This window comes from bacterium (assembly GCA_027622355.1).
Lineage (GTDB): Bacteria > UBA8248 > UBA8248 > UBA8248 > UBA8248 > JAQBZT01.
Map to the genome: position 1 here is coordinate 24,762 of JAQBZT010000002.1, position 7,268 is coordinate 32,029.

At 52.4% G+C, this 7,268-nt stretch carries 6 protein-coding genes; all 6 read right to left on the minus strand.

The annotated features are described in order from the left end of the window. Positions 1 to 20 precede the first annotated feature (20 nt). The 6 genes from lexA to O2807_00425 all read right to left on the minus strand — a co-directional run bounded on the left by lexA (position 21) and on the right by O2807_00425 (position 7,217). Positions 21 to 638, minus strand: coding sequence for a transcriptional repressor LexA (gene lexA / locus O2807_00400; protein MDA0998960.1), 618 nt, complete (start codon positions 636 to 638; stop codon positions 21 to 23). Continuing rightward, positions 629 to 2,053 carry a class I SAM-dependent RNA methyltransferase gene (locus O2807_00405; protein MDA0998961.1) on the minus strand — a complete coding sequence of 475 codons (1,425 nt, stop codon included), beginning with the start codon at positions 2,051 to 2,053 and terminating at the stop codon, positions 629 to 631. Before O2807_00405 ends, lexA begins: the two co-directional genes overlap by 10 nt. A 157-nt stretch (positions 2,054 to 2,210) precedes the next feature. Then, positions 2,211 to 3,524: a hypothetical protein gene (locus O2807_00410; protein MDA0998962.1), complete on the minus strand. Its 1,314-nt coding sequence runs from the start codon at positions 3,522 to 3,524 to the stop codon at positions 2,211 to 2,213. Positions 3,525 to 3,969: 445 nt separating this feature from the next. After that, the gene (locus O2807_00415) at positions 3,970 to 5,637 is read right to left on the minus strand and encodes an ATP-binding protein (protein ID MDA0998963.1); all 1,668 of its coding nucleotides are present in this window, start codon (positions 5,635 to 5,637) and stop codon (positions 3,970 to 3,972) included. After that, on the minus strand, positions 5,634 to 6,680 hold the full coding sequence (dcm, locus tag O2807_00420) for a DNA (cytosine-5-)-methyltransferase (GenBank protein ID MDA0998964.1): 1,047 nt from the start codon (positions 6,678 to 6,680) through the stop codon (positions 5,634 to 5,636). Before dcm ends, O2807_00415 begins: the two co-directional genes overlap by 4 nt. 186 nt (positions 6,681 to 6,866) lie before the next feature. After that, positions 6,867 to 7,217: a cupin domain-containing protein gene (locus O2807_00425; protein MDA0998965.1), complete on the minus strand. Its 351-nt coding sequence runs from the start codon at positions 7,215 to 7,217 to the stop codon at positions 6,867 to 6,869. Positions 7,218 to 7,268: the final 51 nt, after the last annotated feature.

The window sequence follows — 7,268 nt, forward strand, 5'->3', positions numbered from 1 at the left end:
GCGGCCGGCCGGGAGACAGCTCAGTACTTGCGGAGGACGCCGACCACGACGCCCTGAATCCGCAGGTCTTCTTGCTTCACCCGGATCGGCTCCATCGTCTCGTTGGCCGGTTGCAGCCGGATATGATCCGCCTCGCGGTAAAAGCGCTTCAGGGTGGCGGAATCGCCCCCCACAAGGGCGACGACGGTCTCTCCGTTCACGGCGGTGTCCCGCTGTTCGACGATGACGTAGTCGCCGTCCTGAATGTGGTCCTCGATCATGGACTGCCCCTTCACCTTAAGGACATAGAGATTGCTGTCCCCGGAAGACCAGGGAAGGGGGATGGTTTCGTTGTCCTCGACCGCCTCAAGGGGCATGCCGGCCGCAATCATGCCGCGCAGGGGGAGTTCGGCGGACGGCAGGGCGGTCTGCGGTTCCACCGTGTCGGCGCCGGGGACGATCTCGAGCGCGCGGCTGCGGTTCCAGCTTCTCTTGATGAGGCCCTTCTGGGCGAGATTCTGGAGATGTTTGTGAACGGTCGCCGGCGAGGTCAGTTGAAAGTACTGGCCGATCTCGGCGATGCTCGGCGCATAACCGTTCTTCAGGATGAACTGGCGGATGTATTCGTAGATTTCGCGTTGCCTTCGAGTCAGGAACATGGGGAATCCTCCGTACGTTCGCTGTGCGCTCCATCCTGCCGGGGATTTTCCCGAGTCCAGGAAGTGACGGTTTCGACGTGGGCGGTCTGGGGAAACATGGGAACGATGGCGGCCGAAGCAAGCCGGTAGCCCTCTTCCCAGAGTTCGCGCGCATCCCGGGCGAAAGTGGCCGGGTTGCAGGAAACATAGACAATCCGCCGGGGGGCGAGGTTCAGCACCAGCGGGATGGCCTCGAGCGCGCCCTTCCGGGGCGGATCGAGTAGAACGAGGTCGGGCGGGCCGCCCAGTTCACCGCAAATTTCCTCGGGCCGGGTTTTTTCGGCCGCGCCGCGGAGGAAGCGGACGTTCCCGCTCCCTGCGCGCTCGGCGTTGGCCAGGGCGTCCTGATGCGAGAAGGGGTTCTCCTCGACTCCGATCACCCGGCGGGCGTTCAGCGAGAGCGGGAGGGAGAAATTGCCCGCGCCGCAGAAAAGATCCGTGACCCTCCCCTCGCCTTCCGCGCCCGCGGCGGCGAGAACGGTATTCACCAGAACCTGGTTTCCTTCCCGGTTCGACTGGACGAAAGCCTCGGGAGAGACCTCCATGGCGAGGGTGGAGCGGCCTGCCCCGCCGGGGATGTCCAGCCGGTATGCCGCTCGCCATGCGGGAGGTTCTCCGGGCGCGCGTTCGCCGGCGAAGGCGCAGGGCCACCCGGCCTGGCGCGCGAAGGTCTCCCACGCGGCCCGCATCCGCTTCGGGATGGGGAGCGAGGTCCCCGGCCGGCTGTCGCGGCTTCCGGGCGGAAAAACGAGGAGGCCCACCCCCTCGCCGGGAACCGGCCCCAGCGCCGTCACTTCCACCGCCTCGGCCCGGCGGGCGTCTTGGCTCTCTTCCAGAAGTTGCCGAATCGCCGGAAGGGCGCCCGCGATGGCGGGCTCGACGAGAAGGCAGGTTTCGAGCGGAACGATGCGCCGGCTGCCGGGGGAGAAAAAGCCGATCTTCCCCCGATGGATGTGAAACTTCACCCGCAGCCGGTAGCCGAACTCGGGAATGCGATCTTCCATAATGGCCGCCGGGGCGCCCGGCGTGAACTTGCCGATGCGTTGAATGGCGTCATCGAAGATGCGCCGCTTGGCCTGGTTCTGTCCGGCGTGATCCATCTGCTGGAGCGGGCATCCCCCGCAGTCGTGCCAGTGGAGGCAGGGGGGTTCCCGGCGCCATGGGCCCTCCTGCTGCACTTCCTCCAGCTCACCGAGAAGGAATTTTCCCTTGTCCTTGGAAATCCGGAAGCGGACGATATCGCCGGGAGCCGTGCGGGGAATGAAGATGACCCGGCCCAGAAGGCGGGCGATGCCGGCTCCGCCCGCGGCGATGCTGGCGATTTCGGCGGTATGGGAGGTGCCCGCGAGGAGGGGTTCGGGTGCCAGGATTTTCATTGAAACTCCAACCTTTTCGTTCAGGAACGAAAGAAAGTCATCCATAATACAAACAAATATCGAATGTTGTTGTCAAGCCAGTTTAATTGGTTGAAATATAATGGATTATATTTCAATTTCGCTGCGATGGCGGGCGGGAGAGCCCCTTGCCCGCAGATCAGAAGGAGAGCGCGTTGGGGGATGAGGCGTAAAGAATGTGGTCCTTTTTGTCTGGATGGATCGTGATGGTGGCGAATCGCCGGTATTGCCGCAGCTCGAGCGGGGCGATGACGAGGAGAAGATTTTGGGTGTTGGAAGGCTTGCCGCGGAGCAGGCTTTTGAGCCGGGCGTTGGTGAGCCGCTCTTTGTAGTAGCGAAACTCGAGCTGGTGGCGCCCCGGCGGGAGCTCTCCGCTCCACAGATAAATTCTGCCGGGGAGCGTTCGCCAGGTCCGCGTGTCCGCCCCCGTCTGGGTCATCCCGGAGAGTACGCTCGCGGTGCCGCCGATGGCGTAGGCAGCCAGGGCGGCGATGGCCAGTGCCCCCCGGGTGTTTTGATCCCTGGACTGATTGGCGGCATTCGCCAGCGCGGTGCCTGTCGCGATGGAAGCCACCCCGATATCTCTCGTCGTATTCTTGAACTGAACCTTGCCCTTGAGGATGTGATCGAATGCCCGCCCGCCGCGCGTGGTGGCCTGGAAGCCCAGGTCATCCACCCAGGTGGCCGACCGGACGGGGACTTGGTTTCGGAAGACGACAACATGCTGAATTTGCGGGCGCGGAACGGCAAATTTGACGATATGATCTTCCTTGGAGTGGAGATATTTCACCGGCCCCCGGTTCGTTGTGGCCAGGATGAGCAGGTTTTCGTTCAACTTTGGAATTTTGAGATAATTCCGAAGCTTTTTCATCTGGATAAAATTCTCGCGGGCATTTTCCGGCGAGTCGATTTTTTGGGTGATGCGGCCTTCGAGATAGTCGAAGACGGCGAAATCGGAGCGATGCTGGGATTCCTCCGCAAAAGCGTCCTGAATCTGCCCGCTCCGGAAGGCGGCGCGCGCGTTGTCGAGTTCGCCGTCCCGGTAATAGAGGATGCCTCGGTAAAAGAACACCATCGCCCGCTCGTAGGGATCTCCCTTGAAGTCCTTGATGTCTTCCTTGAACCAAAGGCTCCGGGCTCTGTTGGCGCTTTCGGTGTTGGCGAAAATGGTGTTGATCTCGCGGATGGAGAGATCGAAATAGCGCTTGGCGATGGAATGGTCGCCCCGGCGCATGGCGGTCAGGGCGATGTTGTTCCAGTTGAGAACCTGGTTTCGCTTCCCTTCTTCCAGGAGTTCGCGGATCAGGCGGTGCAGATAGGGGGGATGTCCCTGGATGGCGGCCTGGTACTCGCTTTCGGGAACGGCGCGGCGCTCGGCGTAGGTGGCGCACCCGGCCGCGAGAAAGAGGGCGAGGGCGAGAACGGAGAAGTGCCCGATGTGCCGAATCATCATTTTCCGGTGCATGAAGCTGGCGACCTCGCGCTGAAAGGAACGCTTATCCGGCTCAAATCGAGCGCGCTTTTATTATCGTATTTTATATCCGCCCGGCAAAACTCGGTAGTGGGTCCGTCTGCTTGTTTTTCTTGTCATTCCGAGCGCCGGAGGCGCGAGGAATCTGCTTTTCCACAGCAGATTCCTCAGTCGCTGCGCTCCTTCGGAATGACACCACGGGTCCATTGTGCGAACTGACCCACTACCCAAAATTCGCTTCTTTTTGTCTCTGGTACGGACGCAGCCATCGGCATGGATGCGTCCATACATATACTGGGACGCATCATGGTTCCCTCTTCGGGGCGCCGCCCACGGGAGAGAAAATCGCCTGCGCGGGCGCGGGAATCTACCCGCTATGGGGTGTCCAACAAAACCCTGGGGCGGAGGACAATTCTCAAACAATAATTTATTTACTATTCGCTAGGAGGGTTTTAAGTCTGTCTTTTATATTTGAATAAACAGCGGTCAATCTTGCCTTTGCCTTGTCGGTTAAAAGGGCGGTGTGTGCAAGAGCATCTCTGATAGGCTTATATTCAGCGGCATCTCTTGCAAGGCTTGCCTTCTTTAGGTCTTTTTTGGCATCAACGAGATTTGCAAGGTCGTCCATGGCCAGGTAGCTTAATTTTGTATTGTTTTTTCTAATCTCAATACTTAGATTCCCTTTATTTTTATTTTCGTCTTCTTTTTTTTCCCATTCCTTATATTTACTTGTTGCTTCCTTCGATAATTCCACTTTTTCTTCTTGTATGAATCTTCTGATCAGATTCTCTGAAATGAAACATTCGGCATAAGATGAAAAATTGTATGTTGCATCATCCGCCAGGTCATCAACCCAGCCATCGATTTTTTTCCTATTTTTTGAATCTTTAGGAAGACCGTATTCTGCTGAAACAGCATTATATAGTTCTCCGGCTTTTCTATCTTTTCTGGAGATACTCGTGTCTTCCGAATCCCCGTCTTCGCGGTGTTTTCTTCTCCAAGGATCCCAATCAGCAAGGATTTTACTTATGATTTTATCTCTTAAGTAGTTTAAGAACTCTTGGTATTTGGGGTCATCTGCAATTATACCTTCGCGGCTACTAGTAAATCGATCCATTTGTTTATCATCAAGCGCATTATAGTGAATTTGACCATACAGATAACTTTCGGCCACCCTGGCCGTTGGTATGTGCCTTAATATATCCCTTTCTCTTAAACGGCCATTTACAAATAGATCCACGCTAACCTTTTCGCCTGTGCCAAAGATATTAAGATCTCTGGGCTTTTCCACGGAAGCAATGAACCCTTTTATTCCACCTTTTACAGATATTTTTTTGCTTTCCTTAAGAGTAAATTTCTTTTTGAGTCGTGCAATGTATGGATCTTCTATGTCATCAATTTCCCATAAAAATTGAGTCTTTTCTGCGAGATCATCTAGACATTCATGGGTTATTTTTTCTTTGTTAATAAAAATTTTAAAATTATTGTCAATGAGAGAAAATCGAAAATATAAAGCCACAATTTTTTTCAAAAATTCCAAGCTGTTCCTTATCCCATCATGGATATTTTTAAAATGGATAATGGTGCCCTTGGTATGCTTGACTGTCAGGTCCCCGAAGGTTTCTAATTTCCATCTTCCCAAAAGGTATTCTTGTGGTGTTAGGTCTTCGTCTATGGCGTTATCTAATTCACCATTATCGATTAATCCGCCAATGTAACTTTGCCCCTTCTTTTTTGATATTACAGTAATTTTTTCTGCACACGACAGAAGCGCCAGTTTCCCAATACCTTTTCTTCCAATATACGGTCTCCCACCTGGAGAGGTTTCACTAATCTTTCGTTTTGAATATCCAATTTTCAAGAATTTATTTTGAAATTCATCCGCCGTCATACCGTCACCGGTGTCTTTGATAAGAAAGCTGTTTTTCGTTTTATTGATATGAATGTGTCCTTCAGTAGCATCAGCATCCCAAGCATTCGATATTGCTTCACCGAGAACTGTAGTGAAACTTCTATATAGATTTCTACCCAAATGGTTGAGAACACTCAGCGATATTTCAAATGAGAAATCTTCCTTCTTTGCTTTTTGTGTCATGTGTTTTCTCTAATGTGGGCATTAATGCTTCTTCCAATTATCTTGCCCAATTGGACGGGCACGGCATTCCCAATGTGTCTTCCCAGCTTTTTAAAATTTATATCGGAAATTCTTTCATAAAACTTATAAGATTTTGGGAATGTTTGTAACAATGCGCCTTCACGTAAAGAGATAGCTCTATTTTGCCTTGGGTGTCCAAAACGGCCCGTTCCGAAGCTGTAAAATTGTGTTGTAATTGTTGGGGATGGTTCGTCCCAACGCATTCTGCCGTATACGGAACTATAAGTTGCACCTGTTTTTTTTTGGTGACAGTCCGTTCTAAGTTTTTTGTCCCAATCTTTCCAGGAGCCGCCAGCTTTTGATTGTTTTATTCTTTGCTTGTTTAAAGACGATAATTTATAAGTGCGATGGAGAGGGTCCTTGTCGCAGGGTTTCCCGTCTTGTATTCTCGGCAACTTTCCTATGATGTCTTTGACTGTTTTATAATTATCTGGTTTTTGAGTTGGATCTATTAAATTTATTTCTCCAAGTTTTGATGCAAGCAAAACTAAACGTCTTCGATTTTGTGGGATTCTGTAATCTGGGCAATGAACTATTTTCCAAGCGACGTGATATTTTAGCGTTTCCAATTCATTAACGAAGTCACGGAATACTTTGTGCTTAATAATTTGGGGAACATTCTCCATAGAAATTATAGTAGGACGAACTCCTTTAATAATCCTTGTGAAGTGATACAAAAGCCCCCATTTCTCATTTTCTTTGCGACTCTTCATTTTTTGAGTGTGCTTTGAAAATGGCTGGCAGGGTGCACAAGCAACTAATACCTTGATGCTTTTTTCTGGAAATAACCGGTTAATACTACTGGCGGATACCTTTTGGATTTCTTTGTGTATAAAAACGGATTCATTATTCTTCTCAAATGAATATTGGCATGAGATATCGTTGTCAATACCAGCCATAACAGGAATGCCTGACTTCACTAATCCGTGTGTGAGTCCGCCAACACCACAAAATAGATCAACGGCTGAGATTTTCATATTCATTTTTTTCATATACTGATCCTTGTTGTTACAGTTTAGTCAGATATGATATTGTAACCGAGAAACATGGGGCCGCAACTTCTGTTTTTCAAATTCTGACCGAACAATCCTCCTCTTGGCTGTTTTTCACAGAAAGAGCCTTAAAGGCCGCGCAAAACACCCTCCAGACCTCATCGGTCGGCGGGACGCTCACTCCACGGGCGGATTGAAGATGGCGACCATGTGCACGTCTTCATCCGTGGTGCAGGTGTTTCTGTGCTGCGTGCCGCGGGGCATGAACACGAACTCGCCCGCCTTGTAGCGGAGCTCCCCGCCCTCGAGCTCGTAGCGTCCCTCGCCGCTGATGATGTACATCACTTCGTCCACTTCGTGGCTGTGCCAGTCGTGGCTCTTGCCCGGGCGGATATGGGATTTGTAGACCGTCACGCCCGTGCCGTCCCGCGCCTGGGTGAGGATGCCGCGGTGGCGGGCGCCGCCGGCGATCTCCTCCGATGGGATTTCGTCGGGGCGGATGATGCGGGCTTTGCTTTTAGGGCTCATCTTTTCTTTCTCCCCCTTGCAGTAAGTTAAGGCCGCTGCGCTTTGTTTTTT

Coding starts and splice junctions, on each gene's coding strand:
- O2807_00425 (MDA0998965.1), bottom strand. CDS start 7,217: ATGAGCCCTAAAAGCAAAGCCCGCATCATCCGCCCCGACGAAATCCCA.
- lexA (MDA0998960.1), bottom strand. CDS start 638: ATGTTCCTGACTCGAAGGCAACGCGAAATCTACGAATACATCCGCCAG.
- dcm (MDA0998964.1), bottom strand. CDS start 6,680: ATGAATATGAAAATCTCAGCCGTTGATCTATTTTGTGGTGTTGGCGGA.
- O2807_00410 (MDA0998962.1), bottom strand. CDS start 3,524: ATGATGATTCGGCACATCGGGCACTTCTCCGTTCTCGCCCTCGCCCTC.
- O2807_00405 (MDA0998961.1), bottom strand. CDS start 2,053: ATGAAAATCCTGGCACCCGAACCCCTCCTCGCGGGCACCTCCCATACC.
- O2807_00415 (MDA0998963.1), bottom strand. CDS start 5,637: ATGACACAAAAAGCAAAGAAGGAAGATTTCTCATTTGAAATATCGCTG.